Below are 21,213 nucleotides of genomic sequence, written 5' to 3'. Positions count from 1 at the left end.
TCCGCCCGACGCCCGGCCCCGTATCCCGGAGGAATCCCGTGTCCACCCCGCACGTCCTCGTCCTCACCGGTGACGAGGACCCCCACGCCTCCCGGGTCACCGGCCTGCTGACCGGACGCGGCGCCCGCGTCACGGTCTTCGACCACCGGCTCTACCCGGCGCAGGCGCACGTCGAGCTGGCCTACACCGGCCGGGGCCTCACCCGGCGCCTGCTGCGCACCGGGACCGGCACGGTGGACCTGAACGAGCTGACCGCACTGTGGTGGCGGCGCCCGACGCCGCCGGAGGCCCATCCCGGGCTGACCGACCCCGCCATCGCGGCGTACGCCGCGCAGGAGAGCGCGAGCCTGGTGTCGGACCTGTGGGAGCACCTGCCGTGCCGCAAGGTGCCCGCGGCCGAGTCGGTGCTGCAGCGGACCAGGCGGAAGTCCTCCCAGCTGATCATCGCGGCCGAGCTGGGCTTCACCGTGCCGGACACTCTGATCACCACGCAGGCCCGGGAACTGTGGGACTTCCACGACCGCCACGACGGTCAGATCGTCACCAAGCCGTTCGGCAGGCCGTGGGTGGAGAACCTCCGGAGCGGTGACACGGTCTCCCGCTTCTGCGAGCCGGTCTCCCCGCGCGACCTGGCCTACGCGGACGCGCTGCGGTTCTGCCCGGTCATCGTGCAGCGGTACGTGCCCAAACGCCTGGAACTGCGGGTCACCGTCGTGGGCGGCCAGATCTTCGCCGCCGAGATCCACTCCCAGGCGTCCAACCGGTCCCGGCTGGACTGGCGCCGCTACAACACCGACGTCACCCCGCACCGCGTCCACCGGCTCCCCGACGAGGTCGGCCGGCGCTGCCTGGCCATGATGGACCGCCTCGGCCTGCTGTACGGCGCCTTCGACCTGATCCTCACGCCCGAGGAGGAGTACGTGTTCATGGAGATCAACCCCAACGGCCAGTGGCTGTGGATCGAGGATCTGACCGGCCTGCCGATCAGCCGGGCCGTCTGCGACCTGTTGCTGGAAGGACCCCGAGCATGAGCCCGGAGACCGTGACGAGCCCGGACGCCCCCGCCCTCCCGGAGACCGTGACACCGTCCGGGACCGTGTCCCCCGGTCTTCTCGGCGACGCCCTGACCTGGTTGCGCGGGCTGGACGGGATCGGCCCCGAGGAGGCCCGCGGGCGGCTCGGCGAGCTGCGGTCCCGGCACCCCGGTGCGGACATGCGGCTGGTGTGGCAGCGCGAGGCCGCCACCGGCGACCACCACTACGACCTGCTCCTGCCGTCCACCGGCGGCACGGTGTCCCTGGCCTTCGCCCCGGACCGGGCGATCCCCTGGCCGCTGCGGGGCAGCCAGCGCTCCGGCGAGCAGGTCGTCCTGCGCGTCAACGGCGTCGACGTGCAGATCGAGCAGGTCGTCTCCCTGCTCGACGTGCTGTGGGAGGACACCGGCCTGGCCGTCCGCCTGGTCAACGCCTGCCTGGTCGAGCAGGAGGTGGCCGCCTCCGCCGACCTGGCGGACGGGGAGCTGCAGGCCGCCATGGACGCCTTCCGCCGCGCCCGGGGACTGCTCACCGCCCGCGCGACCGAGGAGTGGATGGCCGAGCGCGGCCTCGGCCTGGCACGCCTGGAGCAGATCGTCACCTTCGAGGCGAAGGTGGCGCAGCTGCGCCGCCGGGTGACCGCCGGACGGGTCGAGGATTTCCTCGCCGAGCACGGCGCCGGGCTGGACGTGCTGCGCGTGGTCCGCCTGCGCTACGGCGCCCGCCCCGACGCCGACGCCGCGGCGGCCCGGCTGCGGGAGCGGTCCGGGGATGCCACGCCGGAGGAGCTGGGCGCCCTGGCGACCGGCCTGGCGACGGAGGCCGCGCTCACCGGTCTGGGAACCTGCCGGATCGAGGGGAACCCCCGGGAGGACCTCGCCGCTCTGCACGGCGCCGACGCACACGACGCGCGGGCCGGCGCGGTCCTCGGCCCCCGCCCGACGGGTGACGGGGGATTCGACGTCACCGTCGTGCTCGCCGTGGAGCCGGCGACGCCGAATCCGGCGACGAGGAGAATCGTCGAGCACCGGCTCTTCGACGGCTGGCTGCGCGAGCAGCGCCGGCGCGCCCACGTGCAGTGGTTCTGGGGCAGTACGGCCCGCACCGACGCGCTCGACGACGCCCTGAAGGCCTGAGGACGCGGCTTTCCCGGCGGGGTAGGCCCGTATTACATCTACATATCGGACTTTACAAGATCTTGTCATGAGATCAGACCGATGTTACTTCTTGCGCAGCAGGCGTGATCCACGCGCTCAGTGGCCAATGGCGGCCACCTCTCCGCAGGAGGACCGGTGTCGAGCAAACCCTGGTTACGCATCAGCCTCATCGCCGCCGCGACGGCATCCCTCGCACTCCCCGCACTCGCAGTCCCCGGCGTGGCCCAGAGCGGGCCCGCCGGCAAGACCCCCGTCCACGACTTCCAGGCCGAGGAGCACGGCAAGCCGGATGTGGACAACCGGAGCGGCTCCGTCGCGCCGCCCGCGCTCGCCAGGGCGGCGGGGGGCGCGACGATCCGGTGGAACGCTCTCGGCACCCCGGCCGTCGTCACCGGTACGGCGCCGCTGGCCGAAGGGCTCGGCTCCGACCCCGAGCAGGCCGCGCGCGCCTATCTCAAGGCCAGCGAGGGCCTGTTCGGGCTGAACGCCGAGGCCGTCGACGCGCTGGAGAAGGTCGCGGTCAACCCGATCGGCGGCGGCCACGCCGTACTGCTCCGCCAGAAGTTCGGCGACCTGCCCGCGGGTGTGGACGGGCAGGTGGCGATCGGCGTGCGGGACGGCAAGGTCCTGCACGTCACCTCCACCCTGTCACGCTCCACGGAGGCTCCCGCGGCCGCCGTACTCACCGAACAGCAGGCGCTGGAGACCGCCGCCCGCGACGGCGGGATCGACCTGGCGACGGCGACCGTCAAGCAGGCAGCCGCGGTGGCCGTGCCCACGGCCGACGGGCCGCGCAGCGCCTACCAGGTGGTCCTCATCGGCGGCGGTGACGAGCCCGCCGCCTACACCACCCACGTCGACGCGGTCAGCGGCGCGATCCTGACCCGCGAAAACCTGGTGGACCACCATTCGGATCGACGGGCCGAGCCGGACAACCCGCAGTGGGAGGTCTTCCCGGCCAACCCGCCGGCCGACTACTCCTCCACCGACACCCGCGCCCGCTGGTGCTTCACCGCCGGGCCCGGCTGCGACTACGTGGTGGGCGGCGACCCGGCGACCGGCAGGGCCTGGGACGTCGACCACGCCACGAACACGCCGACCAACACCAGCATCGGCAACGCGGCCAGGACGTTCGAGAACCGCGCCAGCGGCGACCCGTTCACCGTCGGCACCCGCAGCAACGTGCTCACCCCGAGCCGGAACTACGTCTACCCGTGGACCAACAAGTGGTACACGGCCAAGTGCGACCCGGCCGTCTTCGACCAGCCGGGCGAGGCCGACCTGGAAGCCGCCATCGCCAACCTGCACGCCATGCACAACCGCATGCACGACTGGTCCTACCGTCTCGGCTTCACCGAGACGGCCTGGAACATGCAGGACGAGAACGGCGACCGCGGCGGCCTGGGCGACGACCCCGAGCAGGGCAACGCCCAGGCGGGCGCGCGGGTGCTGAGCGTGCGTGACAACGCCAACCAGATCACCGGCCCCGACGGGGTCGCGCCGATCACGAACATGTACCTCTGGCAGCCGATCGCGGGCGCCTTCTACGCGCCCTGCGTGGACGGCGACTTCGACATGTCGGTGATCGGGCACGAGTACACCCACGCGATCTCCGGCCGCATGATCGCCGGACCGAACGCCGGGTGGAGCGGGGCCCAGCCGGGCGCCATGAACGAGAGCACCTCCGACCTGTTCGCCATGGAGTACCTGTACGAGTACGGTTTCCGCCCCGCGGGCGACACGCCGTACATCACCGGCGGCTACGTCACCGGCGACAAGAAGGCGGGCATCCGCAACTACGACATGTCCAAGTCGCCGCTGAACTACAGCGACATCGCCTACGACATCGTCGGCCAGCAGGTCCACGCCGACGGCGAGATCTGGTCGGCCACCCAGTTCGACGTGCGCGAGGCCTTCCTCAAGCGGTACGGCAAGGGCACCCCGGCCACGCAGCGGGCCTGCGCCGACGGCAGGACCCCCGTCGACAAGTGTCCCGGCAACCGGCGCTGGGCACAGCTGTCCTTCGACGCGCTGCTGCTGATGGCCTCCGGCGCGGTCAGCTACGTCGATCACCGGGACGCGCTGCTCGCGGCCGACGCCATCCGCTTTGGCGGGAAAAATCAGGACATCATGTGGCGGGCGTTCGCCGAGCACGGCCTCGGCGAGGGCGCCGCGAGCCTGAACCAGAACGACCCCGACCCGACCCCGAGCTTCGTCGACCCGGCCGGCAAGAACGGCCGGATCCAGCTCAAGCCGCTGGCCGACGCCAAGGGCGCCGCGCTGCGGCTCTACGTCGGCCACTACGAGGGCCGCGCGGTGCCGGTGGCCGACACCGACCCCGCCACCGAGCTGGGCGACACCGTGGAGATGACCCCGGGCCTGTACGACTTCCTGGTCGTCGGCAACGGCTACGGCCACACCCGGGTGAAGTTCGCGGTCCTGCCCGGCGTGAAGCTGCCGCTCCCGCTCCCGCTGGGCCGGAACCTCGCCTCCTCGGCGCTGGGCGCCACGGCGACCGGCGACGGCGTCAACCACGCCATGCTGATCGACGAGACCGAGGCGACGAACTGGGCCTCGCTCACCGGCGCGGTCGCCGGCAAGGCGGTCACCGTGGACCTGGCCGGGTCCGACCCGGTGAAGGTCCGCCGGGTGCAGGTCAGCGCCCTGCTGCGGCCGAACGTCAACGACCCCGCCGACCCGGGCGGCCAGAACCGCTTCAGCGCCCTGCGCGCCTTCGAGGTCCTGGCCTGCGACGCCACCAAGAAGGACTGCTCATCCCCGGCGAACTTCTCGGTCGCCTACACCAGCCCGGCCGACGCCTTCCAGACCCGCCTGCCGCGCCCGCGCGGGGCGGATCTGATCATCGAGTCCTTCAGGATCCCGACGACCACGGCCACCCACCTGGCCCTGCGCGTCGTCTCCACCCAGTGCACCGGCAACCCGCTCTACGCCGGTGAGCAGGACAACGACCCCAACTCCGCAACCGACTGCGCCACCGCCAGCCCGGCCCGCGACCAGGTCCGCGCCGCCGAGTTCCAGGCGTTCGCCCACTGACGGTCCCCCGGCCCGTCCCGTACGGCTCCCGTCCCTCTCCCGGGGCGGGAGCCGTCCCGTGTGCAGGGACGTGTTCTCCGCGACGACATCGCGGTCCCCTTCCCCGAGGACATCCGGCGCGATCCCGGAGGACTCAGCCTTCAGACGACGCGGTTCTCCTCCACTCCGGTCTGACCGCCATCATCTGGGCGGTCTTCCCGGGATCCCGGTCGATGAGGTCCCCGAGTATCTCGTCCACCCGCGCCAGGACGGCATCGTCGATCTCCTTGCCGGACGCCGCGGCGTTCTCGGCCACCTGCTCGGGCCTGGTGGCGCCGGCGACCACCGAGGAGACCCCCGGCTGCCGGAGCACCCAGGCGATCGCGAGCTGGGCGGCCGACAGGCCGCAATCCGCCGCGACGGGAAGCAGGTCCTGCACACGTTCGAGAAGCTGCGGGCCGAGCACCCTGCCGACGAACGCGGGAGCCCGCCCGCCGGCCTTCCCCCTCGACCCGTCCGGCGGTTCCTGGCCGGGCCGGTACTTCCCGGTCAGCACGCCCTGCGCGAGCGGCTGGAAGGCCAGCTGGCCGATGCCCTCGCGGAGGCACAACGGGGCGATCTCCGGTTCGATGATCCGCCACAACATGTTGTACTGCGGCTGGTTGGAGACGATGCGGCTGCGCAGACCGAGGTCGCGGATGACGGCCAGGGCGGACTCGATCTGCGGGGCCGTCCACTCGGAGACGCCGATGTAGAGCACCTTGCCCTGGCGCACCAGGTCGTCGAGGGCGACCAGGGTCTCCTCCAGAGGGGTCGTCTCGTCGAAGCGGTGCGCCTGGTACAGGTCGATGTAGTCGGTGCGCAGCCGGCGCAGGGAGGCCTCGCAGGACTCCCGGATGTGCTTGCGGCTCAGACCGCGGTCGTTCGGGCCGTCGCCGGTGGGCAGGCAGACCTTCGAGGCGATGACCAGGGACGACCGCCTCTCACCGCTGAGCGCGGCGCCCAGCACTTCCTCGGCCGCTCCCCGCGCGTAGACGTCGGCGGTGTCGAAGGTGGTGATACCCGCGTCGAGAGCGGCCCGGACGCAGGCCACGGCCTGGTCGCGGTCCACCAGTTCACCGTGGGTGAGCCAGTTTCCGTAGGTGACCTCGCTGACCATCAGGCCGCTCCGGCCGAGGTGACGATGTTCCATCGGCAGTCGGGGTACGTCGCCCTCATCGTATGGGCCCGTCTCCCCATCCCCCTCTCACATGATCGGCGATCATACTAAGCCGATCTTGTGAGGGGTGGCCGCGTCTCAGGTCAGACGTGGTCGGGGGTGGCGACGGGGACGATCTCGGGGGCGCCCAGGCGGATGGCGTCGGCCTCGTGGTCGGTGTCCTGCTCCTGGGACAGGCGCTCGGCCTCGATGCGCTTGGTGTAGTACTCCACCTCGCGCTTGACCTGCTCGGCGTCCCACCCCAGCGGCCCGGCCATCAGCTCGGCGGCCTCCTCGGCCACGCCCAGGCCGCGGTGGAAGGTCTCGATGGAGACGTGGGTGCGCCGGACCAGCGCGTCGTTGAGGTGGCGGGCGCCCTCGTGGGTGGCGGCGTAGACGATCTCGGCCCGCAGGTAGTCGTCGGCCCCGGTCAGCGGGCGGGCGAGCGAGGGGTCGTCCTCGATGAGCGCCAGCACCTCGTCGATCATGGAACCGTACCGCTGGAGGAGGTGCTCGATCCGCGCCACGTGCAGCCCGGAGGACTGGGCCAGCCGCTGGCGGGAGTTCCACAGCGCCTGGTACCCCTCCGCCCCGACGAGCGGGATCCGGTCGGTGCACGAGGGCGGGACCCGCTGGTCCAGTCCGTGCGCCACGGCGTCCACCGCGTCGCGCGCCATGACGCGGTAGGTGGTGTACTTGCCCCCTGCGACCATGACCAGGCCGGGCACCGGGTGGGCGACCACGTGCTCGCGGGAGAGCTTGGAGGTCTCCTCCGACTCCCCGGCCAGCAGCGGCCGGAGCCCGGCGTAGACGCCCTCGACGTCGTCGCGGGTGAGCGGGACCGACAGCACCGCGTTCACGTGCTCCAGGACGTAGTCGATGTCGGAGCGGGAGGCCGCCGGGTGCGCCCGGTCCAGCTCCCAGCGCGTGTCGGTGGTCCCGATGATCCAGTGACGGCCCCAGGGGATCACGAACAGCACCGACTTCTCCGTGCGCAGGATGACCCCGGTCAGGGAGTGGATGCGGTCGCGCGGCACCACCAGGTGCACGCCCTTGGAGGCCCGCACGTGGATCTGGCCGCGCCCGCCGACCAGCTCCTGGATGTCGTCGGTCCACACCCCGGTGGCGTTGACCACCTGCCGCGCCCGCACCTCGACATCGGTGCCGGTCTCCAGGTCGCGCACCCGCACCCCGGTGACCCGCTCGCCCTCGCGCAGGAAGCCGACCACCTGCGCCCGGGAGGCGACGTGCGCCCCGTAGGTCGCGGCGGTCCGCAGCACGGTCATCACGTAGCGGGCGTCGTCGACCTGCGCGTCCCAGTACTGCACCGCGCCGGAGAAGGCCGTACGGCGCAGCGCCGGGGCCAGCCGCAGCGCCCGCTTGCGCGACAGGTGCCGGTGGCCGGGCACGCCCCGGGTGAAGCCGAAGGAGAAGCCGAGCGAGTCGTACATCATCAGCCCGGCGCCGACGTACGGCCGTTCCCAGCCGAAGTGGGTCAGCGGGAACAGGAACGGCACCGGCCGTACGAGATGGGGGGCGATGCGCTGCAGCAGCAGGGCGCGCTCCTGCAACGCCTCCCTGACCAGGTCGAAGTTGAGCTGCTCCAGATAGCGCAGCCCGCCGTGGATCAGTTTGGAGGAGCGTGAGGAGGTGCCGGAGGCGAAGTCGCGCGCCTCCAGCAGCCCGACGCTCAGCCCGCGCGTCGCCGCGTCGAGCGCGACCCCGGCCCCGACGATGCCGCCGCCGATCACCACCATGTCGAGCTCCGCGGAGGCCATCTGCTCCAGTGCGGTGGTTCTTTCGGCAGGGCCGAGCCGTGCGGTGCCCATTCGCGCCGTCATGCTGCATCTCCCCGAGGTACGCCGATCGTCCTGTTCAGAGTCTGTGCCCGGGTGGGACTCCGGGACCAGCCCCTGGGGTATCTACCCTTTCACCCCATCCATCATTACCCACCAGTAGCAAACCCCGGCGAGATTCCGGCCACACTCCGGTGAACGATTCATCACCTTCCACCCAATCCCGGCCGTCAGGCGCGCACCACCTTGACCCCCGCGTCGCCGAATCGGGCCGCGGCCTCGTCGGACAGGCTCTCGTCGGTGATCAGGGTGCTCACGGCGCCGAGCGGGCAGATGCGGGCGAAGGCGCGACGGCCGATCTTGGAGGCGTCGGCCACCACGATGACCTCCGCCGCCCGGCTGATCAGCAGGTTGTTGACGCTCGCCTCGCCCTCGTGGTGGGCGAAGGCCCCGGCCTCCGCGTCGATGGCGTCCACGCCCAGGAAGGCGACGTCCAGCGTGACCTGCTCCAGCACCCCCGAGGCCAGCGGGCCGATCAGCTCGTAGGACTGCGGCCTGGCCACGCCTCCCGTCAGCACGATCTTCACGTGCCGGCGGACCGTCAGCTCGGCGGCGATGTTCAGAGCGTTGGTGACGATCGTGAAGCCCGGTTCGGGGTCGGCCCGCAGCGCCAGGGCCCGCGCGACCTCCGAGGTGGTCGTGCCGCCGTTCATGCCGACGATCGCGCCCGGCGCCACCAGCGCGGCGGCGGCCTCGGCGATGCGCTGCTTCTCCCCCGCGTGCCGGGCGGTCTTGTAGCGCAGGGGCAGGTCGTAGCTCACGCTCTGGGCCACGGCCCCGCCGCGGGTGCGCATCAGCATCTGCTGCTGGGCGAGCTGGTCGAAGTCGCGCCGGATCGTCGCGGTGGAGACCTCCAGCGCCTCGGCCGCCTGCTCGACCGTCAGGCGGCCCTCCCGGGCGAGCAGTTCGAGGATCGAATTCCAGCGCTCGTATCGGCTCACGGAGAACAGGGTGGCACAAACGAGCGATCAAAACCCACTGGTGCGCAATCATGCTCGTTTCTGCTATAAATCAATCAGAAACAATCCCACTGGGGAGGCAGGCCGTGACCACCCACACCGAAGCAGAGATCGCGTCCCAGCCCGCCTGCTGGCGCCGCGCCGTCGAGGAGGTCCCGGCCGACGCCCTCCCCCGGCCGGGCGAGCGGGTGGCCGTGGTCGGCTGCGGCACCTCGTGGTTCATCGCCCAGGCCTACGCCGTGCTCCGCGAGCGCGCGGGTCACGGCGAGACCGACGCCTTCGCCGCCTCCGAGGCGCCGACCGGCCGCTCCTACGACCGGGTGCTCGCGCTGACCCGGTCCGGCACCACCACCGAGGTGCTGGAGCTGCTCAAGGGCACCGGCACCAGGACCACCGCGATCACCGCCGACCCGGACACCCCGGTCATGACGCTGGCCGACGAGGTGATCGTCCTCGACTTCGCCGACGAGAGGTCGGTCGTGCAGACCCGCTTCGCGACCACCCAGCTCGCGCTGCTCCGCGCCCACCTCGGTGAGGACCTGACCGGCGCGATCGCCGACGCCGAGCGCGCGCTCGCCGTACCGCTCGCCCCCGAGCCGGTCTCCGCCGAGCAGTTCACCTTCCTGGGCCGCGGCTGGTCGTACGGCCTGGCGCTGGAGGCGGGCCTGAAGATGCGCGAGGCCTGCCGGGCCTGGACCGAGGCCTATCCCGCGATGGAGTACCGGCACGGCCCGATCAGCATCGCCGGCCCCGGCCGGGTCACCTGGATGCTCGGCGAGTCCCCCGCCGGGCTGCGCGGCGAGGTCGAGGCCACCGGCGGCACGTTCCTGGAGAGCGGCCTGGACCCGATGGCGGAGCTGGTGACGATCCAGCGGGTGGCCGTGGCCCGGGCGCTGCGGCAGGGCCTCAACCCGGACGAGCCGCTGCACCTGACCCGCTCGGTGATCCTCCCCGCCCGGTGACCTCCGGGAGAGGAGAGGATGACGCCATGACCATCACACTCGCCGACGCCCGCGTCGTCACCCCCGAAGGCGTCCACGACGGCTGGCTGACCATCGAAGACGGCCGCATCACCCACGTCGGCCGGGGAACCGCCCCGGGGCCGGGCCACAGCCTCGGCGGCCGGTACGTCGCACCGGGCTTCGTCGACATCCACAACCACGGCGGAGCGGGCGGTTCCTTCCCGACGGGCGATCCGGACGAGGCGAGCCGGATCGCCGCCCTGCACGCCCGGCACGGCACCACCACCGTCGTCGCCAGCCTCGTCACCGCCGCCCTGGACGACATCGCCAGGGCCACCGCCGCCCTCGCGGACCTGTGCGAGGAGGGCCTGCTGGCGGGCATCCACTTCGAGGGTCCCTACATCTCCAAGGCCCGCTGCGGCGCGCACAACCCGGCCCTGCTGCGCGAGCCCTCGGCCGGGGAACTGCGCAAACTGCTGGCGGCTGGCCGCGGCCACGTGCGGATGCTGACCATCGCCCCCGAACTGCCCGGGGCGCTGGACGCCATCCGGGAGGCGGCGGACAACGGCGTGATCGCCGCGCTCGGGCACAGCGACGCCGACTACGGGCAGACCATCGCGGGCATCGAGGCCGGCGCCCGCGTCGCGACCCACCTCTACAACGCGATGCCGCAGCTCGGGCACCGCGACCCCGGCCCGATCGCCGCGCTGCTGGAGGACGAGCGGGTGACGGTCGAGCTGGTCAACGACGGCGTGCACGTGCACCCGGCGATGCTCCGCCTCGCCCTCCGGGCCGCGGGCGCGGGCCGTACGGCGCTCATCACCGACGCGATGGCGGCGGCCGGCGTGGGCGACGGGAGCTACGGCCTCGGCCCGCTGAAGGTCAGCGTGGTGGACGGCGTGGCCCGGCTGGCCGACGGCCCCGGGGCCGGTTCCATCGCGGGATCCACCCTGACCATGGACGTCTCCTTCCGGCGCGCCGTCCGGGAGCTCGGCCTGTCCCTGCCCGAGGCCGCCGAGGCCGCGAGCCTCACCCCCGCCCGGGTCCTCGGCCTGGCCGACCGCATCGGCTCGCTCTCCGTCGGCAAGCAGGCCGACCTGGTGATCCTCACCGACGACCTGGAGGTCGCCGGTGTCATGAGGCGCGGAAGCTGGATCACGGAGCCGTGATGCGCACGACCCGGAGCCCCGAACCCTGATGGCCCTCCCACCGCCCGCCTCCGCGGGGACGATCCTCACCGTCACCCTGAACCTGGCCCTCGACGTCACCTACCGGGCCCACGACGTCGACTGGAACGGCGTCAACCGGGTGCGGGCGGTGCACCGCCGGGCGGGCGGCAAGGGCGTCAACGTCGCCCGCGTGCTCTCGGCCCTGGGCCGGGAGGTCCTCGTCACCGGCCTGGCGGGCGGCGCCGTCGGCGACGCCGCCCGGGCCGACCTGGCCGCCTGCGGCCTGCCCGCCGCCCTCACCCCCATCACCGGCGAGTCCCGCACCACCCTCGCCGTCTCCGATCTCTCCCCCGGCGAGGCCGCGCCGGGCCGCCCGCAACGCACGGCCCTGTTCAACGAGCCGGGCCCGGTCGTCTCGGCGGAGGAGCTGGACCGCTTCCTCGGCGACTTCGAGGCGCGGCTCGAGGGGGCCGCGGCCGTGGTGATCTCGGGAAGCCTGCCGCGCGGCGTGCCCGCGGGCTTCTACGCCGTCCTCGCCCGCCGGGTCGGCGAGCGCGGGGTCCCGGTGATCGTGGACGCCGACGGCGAGGCCCTGCGGCACGCGCCCGCCGGCCGCCCCGCGATCGTCAAGCCCAACGCCGAGGAGCTCACCCGCGCCCTGTCGGCGGCACCGACGCCCGGTCCCGCGACCGGTCCCGCCGGGCCGGACGGCTCCCGGGGAGCGTCCGCTCCCGCGGAGACGAACGATCCCGGGCAGGCGCTCCGGGGCGCCGAGGCGCTCATGGACGCCGGCGCCGGATCGGTCGTCGTCTCCCTCGGGGCGGACGGGCTGCTGGCCGTGACCCCCGAGGGCGCCTGGCGGGCCGCCATGCCGTACCGGGTGGAGGGCAACCCGACCGGGGCCGGGGACGCCCTGGTCGCGGGGCTGGCGCTGGGCCTGGTGGAGGGCGACCCCTGGCCGGACCGGCTGCGCCGGGCAGCGGCCCTGGGCGCGGCGGCGGTGGCCGCCCCGGTCGCCGGGGACATCGACGCGGACGTGCTGCGCGAGGTCGAACCCGGGATCCGGATCGAGCCCGTACGCCGATGAGCGCCCCGCACCCCGCACCCCGGAGACCCGGTCCCATCGCGAGTGAAAGGCCCCCATCATGCCTCTGACCGGCATCGGCGACATCATCCGCGACGCCCCGGCGGGCGTCGGCGCGTTCAACGTCATCCAGCTGGAGCACGCCGAGGCGATCGTCGCCGGGGCCGAGGCCGCGGGCGTCCCGGTCGTGCTGCAGATCAGCGAGAACTGCGTGCGCTACCACGGCGCCCTGGCCCCGATCGCGGCCGCCTCGCTCGCCGTGGCCCGGGCGGCCTCGGTGCCGGTGGCCGTCCACCTCGACCACGCCACCGACCGCGCGCTCGTGGAGGAGGCGGTGGAGCTGGGGATCGGGTCGGTGATGTTCGACGCCTCGGCGCTGCCCGACGAGGAGAACGCGGCGCTCACCGCCGAGGTCGCCGCCCGGTGTCACGGGCGGGGCGTGTGGGTGGAGGCCGAACTGGGCGAGATCGGCGGCAAGGACGGCGTGCACGCCCCCGGCGTGCGGACCAGGCCGCACGAGGCGGTGGACTACGTGGCCCGCACCGGCGTCGACGCCCTGGCCGTGGCCGTCGGCAGCTCCCACGCCATGACCACCCGCGACGCCGTCCTCGACCTCGCGCTGATCGCCGAGCTGCACGCGGCGCTCCCGGTCCCGCTGGTGCTCCACGGCTCCTCGGGCGTGCCGGACGACACGCTGCGCGCGGCCGTACGGCACGGCATGAAGAAGATCAACATCGCCACGCACCTGAACAAGGCGTTCACCCGCGCGATCCGCGACCGCCTGGCGGCCGACGAGAAGGTCGTCGACCCCCGCAAGTACGTCAATGCGGGCCGTACGGCGGTGGCGGACGAAGTCGCCCGCCTCCTGCGCGTCCTGCGGGGCTGACCGCCGCCCGGCGGCCCCGGGTCAGGGCTGCTGCGGGGCGACGACGACCTCGACCCGCTGGAACTCCTTCAGGTCGGAGTAGCCCGCGGTGGCCATCGTGCGGCGCAGGGAGCCCATCAGGTTCATCGAGCCGTCGGCGACCGAGGACGGGCCGTGCAGGATCTGCTCCAGCGTGCCCACCGTGCCGAACTGGACCCGCTTGCCGCGCGGCAGCTCCGGGTGGTGGGCCTCCGAGCCCCAGTGGAAGCCGTGGCCGGGCGCCTCGACCGCGCGGGCCAGCGGCGAGCCGACCATGACCGCGTCGGCGCCGCAGGCGATGGCCTTGGCGATGTCGCCGGAGGTGCCCATGCCGCCGTCGGCGATGACGTGGACGTAGCGGCCGCCCGACTCGTCCATGTAGTCGCGGCGGGCCGCGGCCACGTCGGAGATCGCGGTGGCCATCGGCACCACCACGCCCAGCACGGTGCGGGTGGTGTGCGAGGCGCCGCCGCCGAAGCCGACGAGCACGCCGGCCGCGCCGGTCCGCATCAGGTGCAGCGCCGCGGTGTAGGTGGCGCAGCCGCCGACGATGACCGGGACGTCGAGCTCGTAGATGAACTGCTTGAGGTTCAGCGGCTCGGCCCGGCCCGAGACGTGCTCGGCGGAGACCGTGGTGCCGCGGATCACGAAGATGTCCACACCGGCGTCGATGACGGCCTTGTGGTACTGGACCGTGCGCTGGGGGGACAGGCGGACCGCCGTGGTCACCCCCGCCGCGCGGATCTCCTCGATCCGGCGGCCGATCAGCTCCTCCTTGATCGGCGCGCTGTAGATCTCCTGGAGCCGCCGCGTCGCCGCGTCGCCCTGCAGCTCGGCCACCTCGGCCAGCAGCGACGTCGGGTCCTCGTAGCGCGTCCACAGCCCTTCGAGGTCCAGCGCCGCCAGACCGCCGAGCCGGCCCACCTCGATCGCGGTCTTCGGCGACACGACGCTGTCCATGGGACTCACCACCAGGGGCAGGTCGAACCGGTAGGCGTCGATCTGCCAGGCGATCGAGACCTCCTCCGGGTCACGGGTCCGCCGGGACGGGACGATGCCGATCTCGTCGAGCGCGTATGCACGGCGGCCGTTCTTGCCGCGGCCGATCTCCACCTGAGTCATATGCTCATCTTTCCCATTTCATGCGAGTACGGCTCCCGCCATGTGCGGGAGCCGTACCGGAAACCTAGCGACGGTGGTAGTTCGGGGCCTCGACCGTCATCTGGATGTCGTGCGGGTGGCTCTCCTTGAGACCCGCCGCCGTGATCGGCATGAGCTCGCAGTTGGCGTGCATCTCCTCGACGGTGCGGCATCCGGCGTACCACATGCCCTGGCGCAGGCCGCCGACCAGCTGGTGGGCGACCGCGGCGACCGGGCCACGGTAGGGGACCTGGCCCTCGATGCCCTCGGGGATGTACTTGTCCTCGCCGCCGACGTCGGCCTGGGCGTAGCGGTCCTTGCTGAAGGAGGCGCCGCCGCGCTCGCGGTTGCGGACCGCGCCGAGCGAGCCCATGCCGCGGTAGGACTTGAACTGCTTGCCGTTGATGAAGATCAGCTCACCCGGCGACTCCTCGCAGCCGGCCAGCAGCGAGCCGAGCATCACGGTGTCGGCGCCGGCCGCGATGGCCTTGACGATGTCGCCGGAGTACTGCAGGCCGCCGTCGCCGATCACCGGAACCCCGGCCGGGCCGCACGCCAGCGCGGCCTCGTGGATGGCCGTCACCTGCGGGGCGCCGACACCGGCGACCACGCGGGTGGTGCAGATGGAACCGGGCCCGACGCCGACCTTGACCGCGTCGGCGCCGGCGTCGATCAGCATCTGGGCGCCGGCCCGGGTGGCGATGTTGCCGCCGATCACGTCGACCCGGCTGTTGGCCTTGATCTTGGCGATCATGTCGGCCAGGCCCTTGGAGTGGCCGTGCGCCACGTCCACCACGATCACGTCGACCCCGGCCTCGATCAGGGCCGCCGCCCGCTGCTCGGCGTCACCGCCGACGCCGATGGCCGCCCCCACGATCAGCCGGCCGTCGGCGTCTTTGGTGGCGAGCGGATACTGCTCGCTCTTGGTGAAGTCCTTGACCGTGATCAGGCCGCGGAGCCTGCCGTCCACGTCGACCAGCGGGAGCTTCTCGATCTTGTTCTTCCGCAGCAGGTCGAACGCCTCGTCCCTGGAGACCCCGACCGGCGCGGTGACCAGCGGCATCGCGGTCATGACCTCGCGCACGGGGCGGCCGTGGTCGCTCTCGAAGCGCATGTCGCGGTTGGTGACGATGCCGACCAGCACGCCGTTCGCGTCGGTCACCGGGACACCGGAGATCCGGTAGGTGGCGCACAGCCGCTCGACGTCGGCGAGGGTGTCGTCCGGGGAGCAGGTGACCGGGTTGGTGACCATCCCGGCCTCGGAGCGCTTGACGAGGTCGGCCTGCTGGGCCTGGTCCTCGATGGACAGGTTGCGGTGCAGGATGCCGATGCCGCCCTGGCGGGCCATGGCCACCGCCATGCGCGCCTCGGTCACCGTGTCCATCGCCGCCGAGATGAGCGGGATCCGCAGGGTGATGTTGCGGGACAGGCGGGTGGTGGTGTCGGCCTCTCCGGGCTGCAGGTCCGAATAGGCGGGGACCAGGAGCACGTCGTCGAACGTGAGCCCCTGCCCGGTGAACTTGGCCATCTGCAACCCTCCTGCCACGGCGCGCTATGGGTGGGGAGAGGCGCCGGTCCCCGGGGCACAGTTTAGGGTCTGGCGCGCGACGCCCTGACGCCAGGGGGAAAGCCCGGAGGACCGAGCGGTCGGTGACCCGCTCGGTCCTCCGGCACCGGCAACACCAGCGAGACGTCCTCTCACACCGCTGGACCCCCCTCCGCGCCCGAGCGGTGACGCCGTTCGCTCACGGTGCCGACGCTGTGTCAAGACTGCGTCACGATGCGTTCGGACGCAATGTGCAAACGTGCAACTGCACAAAGTTGCACGCAATGAGCGTCCAGTCCGGCCAAGGCCGGGGACAACGAGGATTCCCCGGGTTATCCTCACGACAGTCGTGTTACTTCAGGAGCCTCTCGCCGATGCGTACCGACACAACCGACCCCTTGGCGACATTGGGCCTCACGCCGACCCAGACCTCCCTCTACAACGCGGTGCTGCGCCTCCATCGCGCCACTTTCGCCGATCTCGTCCAGGCCGCCGGCGGATCTCCCGACCTGCTGGACCGCGAGCTGAGGACCCTCGTGAACCTGGGAGTGGTCGACGAGCAGGCCGGTGAGTACATCGCCCGGCACCCCGCCGCCGCCCTCGGCCACCTGATCGCCGAACGGCTGGACCGCCTGGCCGAGGAGAGCCGCAGGATCGACACGGTGCTCGGCTCGATCCGCGGCTTCATCCACCAGTACGACGCCGGGCGCGACTACCAGAGCGGGCAGTTCCCGGTCGAGCTGGTCGGCGGGGCCGACGAGCTCTACGAGAGCGTGATCGGGATGGCGGTCCAGGACCCGCCCCTGGAGCTGCTCTCGGCGATCCCCGACCGGCGGACGGTGGGCGACTTCACCCACCGCTACGCCGACCAGTGGATCGGCGCCCAGCGCCGCGGCCTGCTGTCCTGCCGGGTGCTCCTCCCGGTGGGCACGCTGGAGCTGCCGGGACTGCAGGACAAGCTCGTGAAGTTCGAGGAGGCCGGGGCGCGCGTGCGGACCCTCACCTCGGTGCCGAGCTGGTTCCTCGTCGCCGGGACCGACACCGCCGGCATGCCCGCCCAGTGGGGCGGGACCCTGGCCGAGAACGCCTACAACTTCCACCTGGTCCGGGCCTCCATCGTGGTGGCCGCGCTGCGCACCCTCTTCGAGGAGCTGTGGGCCCACGCCACACCGCTGCCGTGGTCGCGTTCCGGCCAGAGCGCGGCGCGGGTGCTCAGGCTGGCCGCCCAGGGGGTCAGCGACGAGTCGATCGCCCGGCAGCTCGGGATCTCCGTACGGACCGTCCGCACCCGTTTCGCCGAGGCGATGGCCGAGCTCGGCGCGCAGTCACGGTTCCAGGCCGGCGTGGAGGCGGCGCGGCGCGGGTGGTTCGACTAGGGCGATGCGGCCTGGAGCGGTACGGCCCGCGCGGCGGGCGGGGTGGTCCGCGGGAAAAGACTCCTCCGTGACGACCTGGATGACCTGCGGCGGAGGCGATCCCGTACGAAGCTCGGGGGGTTCGGGGTATGTCTGTTGCATCCAGGCCATAAAGTGGGATGGTGCTGGAAGACGTCCCACGCGACCCGTTCGCGGACGACCCCGACGACCCGGCGGCGGCGCTGGGTGAGCCCGACGACTCCGAACCCCTGACGCCGGCCGAACGCGACGAGGCCATCACCGACCTCGCCGACGTGGAGGTTTTCCGCTCCCTCCTCGAACCTCAGGGTGTCGCCGGCCTGGTCCTCGACTGCCCCGAATGCGGCGAGCAGCACTATTTCGACTGGGACCTGCTGCGCGGCAACCTGCGTCAGATGATCGAGAACGGTCAGCCGCAGGTGCACGAACCCGCCTACCAGCCCAACCCCACGAACTACGTGAGCTGGGACTACGCCCAGGGCTACGCGGACGGTGTGATCGACACCGAGGAGCAGCGCTGATCGACGTCGTCGATCAGCGCCGCGAGCAGCCTGAGCGCGTCGTCGGTCAGCTCGACGGGCTCCCTGCGGGAGAGCGCCTGCACGATCGCCTCGGTCTCGGCTACGGCAGGATCCTCCTGCGGCCCGTACCGCCGGACCGGGCGCCGTGGGTGGACCGTGGTCAAGCTATCGACTCCAGCTCAGCCATCGCCCGCAGCCGGGCGAGCGCCCGATGCTGGGCGACGCGAACCGCACCTGGTGACATGCCCAGTACATTACCGGTCTCCTCGGCGGAAAGACCCGACACCACCCTGAGCATCAGCAGTTCCCGCTGATTGTCGGGGAGCCTGGACAGCAGCCTGCGCGCGTGCTCGGCCTCGATGTAGCGGACCACGGTCTCCTCCGGCCCCGGGCCCTCGTCGGGCCCGTCGGGGAGATCCTGGGTCGGCACGGCGGAGCGCACGGAGCTGCGCAGCGCGTCAGCCACCTTGTGCGAGGCGATGCCGAAGACGAAGGACGCGAAGGGACGCCCCATGTCACGGTAACGGGGCAGCGCGGACAGCACCGCGATGCACACTTCCTGAGCCACATCGTCGGCGATGTGGTACTGGCCGGAAACCCTGCCGAGACGAGCACGGCAATAACGCACCACCATCGGGCGCAACTGCCCAAGCAGGGATTCGATCGCGGTGCGATCCCCCTGAACGGCGAGGCTCGTCAGATCCTTGAGGTCATCCCCGTGGGCAGCCCCGTCAGATCTCGTCGCAAGCCTTACCCCAGTTTTGGCGTCGGCGACGCATCCCTCGGTCACGATAGGCATGATGCCCACACTGATCCGGCGTGTCGTCATGGCGAACGGCTACGGATTGGTCACATTGGGGTGGAGATAGCAGAGTGTGATCGATTGGCGACCCTGGGATTTTTAATATGCCCGAATATTTCACGGGATCGCCATATATGTCGGCTATTTGTTATATCTCGCGCCGTTCCGGATGACCGGTCGATGACGCTTCGGAGTCTCTTTCGGTTTACCGCAAAACAAGAACGGCCCGCCCCTCTTTCCGAGGTGCGGGCCGTACCCGTCCGGTGGAGCCGGCGCGGGCGGGGCCGGGGCCCTGTCGCCCGCGCGGGCTCAGCGGATCAGTGACCGTGGCCGTGACCGTGGCCGTGGCCGGCGGCGGCCGGGGCCTCCTCCTCGGGCTTGTCCACCACGAGGGCCTCGGTCGTCAGCAGCATGCCGGCGATGGAGGCGGCGTTCTGGACGGCCGAGCGGGTGACCTTGACCGGGTCGATGACGCCCTGGGCGATCAGGTCGCCGTACTCGCCGGTGGCGGCGTTGAGACCGTGGCCGACGGGCAGCTCGGAGACCTTGAAGGTCACCACGTAGCCCTCCAGGCCGGCGTTCTCGGCGATCCAGCGGGCCGGCTCGACGAGGGCCCTGCGGACCACGGAGACACCGGTGGCCTCGTCACCCGTCAGGCCCAGGTCGTCCAGGGCCTTGGAGACGTGCACGAGCGCGGAGCCACCGCCGGAGACGATGCCCTCCTCGATCGCGGCGCGGGTGGCGGAGATGGCGTCCTCGAGACGGTGCTTCTTCTCCTTGAGCTCCACCTCGGTGGCCGCGCCGACCTTCAGCACGCAGACACCGCCGGAGAGCTTGGCCAGGCGCTCCTGGAGCTTCTCGCGGTCCCAGTCGGAGTCGGACTGCTCGATGGCGAGCTTGATCTCCTTGACGCGGTCGGCGATCGCCTGCGCGTCACCGGCGCCGTCCACGACGGTGGTGGCGTCCTTGGTGACCACGACGCGGCGGGCCGAGCCGAGCACCTCGGTGCCCACGTGCTCCAGCTTGAGGCCGACCTCCTCGCTGACGACCTGGCCGCCGGTGAGGATCGCGATGTCCTGGAGCATGGCCTTGCGGCGGTCACCGAAGCCCGGCGCCTTGACGGCGACGGAGGTGAAGGTGCCGCGGATCTTGTTGGTGACCAGGACGGCCAGGGCCTCGCCCTCGACGTCCTCGGCGATGACGAACAGCGCCTTCTTGGTCTGGGCGACCTTCTCCAGCAGCGGCAGGAAGTCCGCCACGGAGGAGATCTTGCCCTGGTGGATCAGGATGTAGGGGTCCTCCAGGACCGCCTCCATCCGCTCCTGGTCGGTCACCATGTAGGGCGACAGGTAGCCCTTGTCGAACTGCAGACCCTCGGTGAACTCCAGCTCCAGACCCATGGAGTTGGACTCTTCGACGGTGATGACACCGTCCTTGCCGACCTTGTCGAAGGCCTCGGCGATCAGGTCGCCGATCTTGGCGTCCTGCGCCGAGATCGTCGCGACGTTCGCGATCTCCTTCTTGTCGGCGACCGGGCGGGCGGACTCGATCAGCTTGTCGCTGACGGCCCTGGCCGCGAGGTCGATGCCGCGCTTGAGCGAGAGCGGCTGGGCGCCGGCGGCGACGTTGCGCAGACCCTCGCGGACCATCGCCTGGGCGAGGACCGTCGCGGTGGTCGTGCCGTCACCGGCGATGTCGTTGGTCTTGGTGGCGACTTCCTTGGCCAGCTGGGCGCCGAGGTTCTCGTAGGCGCCCTCCAGCTCCACCTCGCGGGCGATGGTGACGCCGTCGTTGGTGATGGTCGGCGCACCGAACTTCTTGTCGATGACGACGTTGCGGCCGCGCGGGCCGAGGGTCACCTTCACCGCGTCGGCGAGGGCGTTGACACCACGCTCGAGAGCGCGGCGCGCGTCCTCCTCGAACGACAGGATCTTCGGCATGACAATCCTCTCTGAAAGTACGTCGGCGCATCAAAGCCCCGGGTGCCACAGCAGCCCGGGGCTCAGTGCGTCATCTCTGCGAAGCGTCGGTTACTTCTCGATGATGGCGAGCACGTCACGGGCGGAGAGCACGAGGTACTCCTCGCCGCCGTACTTCACCTCGGTGCCGCCGTACTTGCTGTAGAGGACGACGTCGCCCTCGTTGACGTCGAGCGGGACACGCTTGGTGCCGCTCTCGTCCCAGTTGCCGGGACCCACCGCGAGGACCTTGCCCTCCTGGGGCTTCTCCTTGGCGGTGTCCGGGATGACCAGGCCGGAGGCGGTGGTCTGCTCGGCCTCAAGCGGCTGGACCACGATGCGGTCGCCGAGCGGCTTAACGGGAACCTTGGTGGCGGTCGTCACGTCGGACCTCCCCTTCAGATTTGAATGATCAGAAGAGGCGACCAGCGGTCTGCCGTCGCGGGTGTCAGACCTGCCTCGTCGCATGTATTGGCACTCTCACCGGGAGAGTGCC

General features: G+C 71.7%; 18 protein-coding genes. 9 read left to right on the top strand and 9 right to left on the bottom strand.

Features of this window, described 5'->3' with window-relative positions; genetic code table 11:
- The first annotated feature begins 38 nt into the window (after positions 1-38).
- The 3 genes from Psi01_RS00595 (at position 39) to Psi01_RS00585 (ending at position 5,245) form a co-directional block, all read left to right on the top strand.
- Entirely contained in the window at positions 39-1,031 is a 993-nt protein-coding gene (locus Psi01_RS00595) for an MvdC/MvdD family ATP grasp protein (protein WP_204061892.1), read from the top strand.
- Positions 1,028-2,170 carry a TIGR04500 family putative peptide maturation system protein gene (locus Psi01_RS00590; protein ID WP_204061891.1) on the top strand — a complete coding sequence of 381 codons (1,143 nt, stop codon included), beginning with the start codon at positions 1,028-1,030 and terminating at the stop codon, positions 2,168-2,170. Before Psi01_RS00595 ends, Psi01_RS00590 begins: the two co-directional genes overlap by 4 nt.
- A gap of 156 nt (positions 2,171-2,326) precedes the next feature.
- Positions 2,327-5,245, top strand: coding sequence for a M36 family metallopeptidase (locus tag Psi01_RS00585; protein WP_239126873.1), 2,919 nt, complete (start codon positions 2,327-2,329; stop codon positions 5,243-5,245).
- Between the two features lie 133 nt (positions 5,246-5,378).
- Here the strand turns inward: Psi01_RS00585 and Psi01_RS00580 are convergent, their stop codons facing one another.
- The 3 genes from Psi01_RS00580 to Psi01_RS00570 all read right to left on the bottom strand — a co-directional run bounded on the left by Psi01_RS00580 (position 5,379) and on the right by Psi01_RS00570 (position 9,219).
- On the bottom strand, positions 5,379-6,416 hold the full coding sequence (locus Psi01_RS00580) for an aldo/keto reductase family protein (RefSeq protein WP_204061890.1): 1,038 nt from the start codon (positions 6,414-6,416) through the stop codon (positions 5,379-5,381).
- A 110-nt stretch (positions 6,417-6,526) separates the two neighbouring features.
- Positions 6,527-8,263, bottom strand: a complete 1,737-nt coding sequence (locus Psi01_RS00575; RefSeq protein WP_239126870.1) for a glycerol-3-phosphate dehydrogenase/oxidase — start codon at positions 8,261-8,263, stop codon at positions 6,527-6,529.
- Between the two features lie 185 nt (positions 8,264-8,448).
- The gene (locus Psi01_RS00570; protein WP_204061889.1) at positions 8,449-9,219 is read right to left on the bottom strand and encodes a DeoR/GlpR family DNA-binding transcription regulator; all 771 of its coding nucleotides are present in this window, start codon (positions 9,217-9,219) and stop codon (positions 8,449-8,451) included.
- Positions 9,220-9,323: 104 nt separating this feature from the next.
- On the opposite strand from Psi01_RS00570, the gene Psi01_RS00565 reads away from it, so the two are divergent.
- Genes Psi01_RS00565 through Psi01_RS00550 form a run of 4 tightly spaced genes read left to right on the top strand, consistent with a single transcriptional unit; the run spans position 9,324 to position 13,338 of the window.
- Positions 9,324-10,199: an SIS domain-containing protein gene (locus Psi01_RS00565; RefSeq protein WP_204061888.1), complete on the top strand. Its 876-nt coding sequence runs from the start codon at positions 9,324-9,326 to the stop codon at positions 10,197-10,199.
- Between the two features lie 26 nt (positions 10,200-10,225).
- Positions 10,226-11,368, top strand: coding sequence for an N-acetylglucosamine-6-phosphate deacetylase (gene nagA / locus Psi01_RS00560; protein WP_204061887.1), 1,143 nt, complete (start codon positions 10,226-10,228; stop codon positions 11,366-11,368).
- Positions 11,369-11,396: 28 nt separating this feature from the next.
- Positions 11,397-12,455 (top strand): 1-phosphofructokinase family hexose kinase, encoded by a 1,059-nt coding sequence (locus Psi01_RS00555; RefSeq protein WP_204061886.1) that lies wholly within the window; start codon positions 11,397-11,399, stop codon positions 12,453-12,455.
- Between the two features lie 58 nt (positions 12,456-12,513).
- The gene (locus tag Psi01_RS00550; RefSeq protein WP_204061885.1) at positions 12,514-13,338 is read left to right on the top strand and encodes a class II fructose-bisphosphate aldolase; all 825 of its coding nucleotides are present in this window, start codon (positions 12,514-12,516) and stop codon (positions 13,336-13,338) included.
- 21 nt (positions 13,339-13,359) lie between these two features.
- On the opposite strand, the gene Psi01_RS00545 is transcribed toward Psi01_RS00550, so the two are convergent.
- Both Psi01_RS00545 and guaB read right to left on the bottom strand, forming a co-directional pair.
- Positions 13,360-14,478: a GuaB3 family IMP dehydrogenase-related protein gene (locus Psi01_RS00545; protein WP_204061884.1), complete on the bottom strand. Its 1,119-nt coding sequence runs from the start codon at positions 14,476-14,478 to the stop codon at positions 13,360-13,362.
- 64 nt (positions 14,479-14,542) lie between these two features.
- Positions 14,543-16,024, bottom strand: a complete 1,482-nt coding sequence (gene guaB / locus Psi01_RS00540; RefSeq protein ID WP_239126865.1) for an IMP dehydrogenase — start codon at positions 16,022-16,024, stop codon at positions 14,543-14,545.
- 392 nt (positions 16,025-16,416) lie between these two features.
- Between guaB and Psi01_RS00535 the strand changes: the two genes are divergently transcribed.
- Both Psi01_RS00535 and Psi01_RS00530 read left to right on the top strand, forming a co-directional pair.
- On the top strand, positions 16,417-17,418 hold the full coding sequence (locus Psi01_RS00535) for a helix-turn-helix transcriptional regulator (protein ID WP_204061882.1): 1,002 nt from the start codon (positions 16,417-16,419) through the stop codon (positions 17,416-17,418).
- A 161-nt stretch (positions 17,419-17,579) separates the two neighbouring features.
- A complete protein-coding gene (locus Psi01_RS00530) occupies positions 17,580-17,957 on the top strand; it encodes a DUF5319 family protein (protein ID WP_203877496.1) in 378 nt (125 codons plus the stop codon).
- On the opposite strand, the gene Psi01_RS00525 is transcribed toward Psi01_RS00530, so the two are convergent.
- The 4 genes from Psi01_RS00525 to groES all read right to left on the bottom strand — a co-directional run bounded on the left by Psi01_RS00525 (position 17,918) and on the right by groES (position 21,101).
- Positions 17,918-18,121 carry a hypothetical protein gene (locus tag Psi01_RS00525; protein ID WP_204061881.1) on the bottom strand — a complete coding sequence of 68 codons (204 nt, stop codon included), beginning with the start codon at positions 18,119-18,121 and terminating at the stop codon, positions 17,918-17,920. The two genes, Psi01_RS00530 and Psi01_RS00525, sit on opposite strands and share 40 nt — an antisense overlap.
- Positions 18,118-18,756 carry a sigma-70 family RNA polymerase sigma factor gene (locus Psi01_RS00520; RefSeq protein ID WP_239126861.1) on the bottom strand — a complete coding sequence of 213 codons (639 nt, stop codon included), beginning with the start codon at positions 18,754-18,756 and terminating at the stop codon, positions 18,118-18,120. The genes Psi01_RS00525 and Psi01_RS00520 overlap by 4 nt, the downstream gene beginning before the upstream one ends.
- A 320-nt stretch (positions 18,757-19,076) precedes the next feature.
- Positions 19,077-20,699, bottom strand: a complete 1,623-nt coding sequence (gene groL / locus Psi01_RS00515) for a chaperonin GroEL (RefSeq protein WP_204061880.1) — start codon at positions 20,697-20,699, stop codon at positions 19,077-19,079.
- Between the two features lie 90 nt (positions 20,700-20,789).
- Positions 20,790-21,101 (bottom strand): co-chaperone GroES, encoded by a 312-nt coding sequence (gene groES, locus Psi01_RS00510; protein ID WP_203877492.1) that lies wholly within the window; start codon positions 21,099-21,101, stop codon positions 20,790-20,792.
- Positions 21,102-21,213: the final 112 nt, after the last annotated feature.

Origin of the sequence: Paraplanobispora siamensis (genome assembly GCF_016863175.1) — a bacterium.
GTDB classification, from domain to species: Bacteria; Actinomycetota; Actinomycetes; order Streptosporangiales; family Streptosporangiaceae; genus Planobispora; species Planobispora siamensis.
Note: the sequence above shows the minus strand (reverse complement) of the source record. Positions and strands in the feature narration are given on the sequence as shown.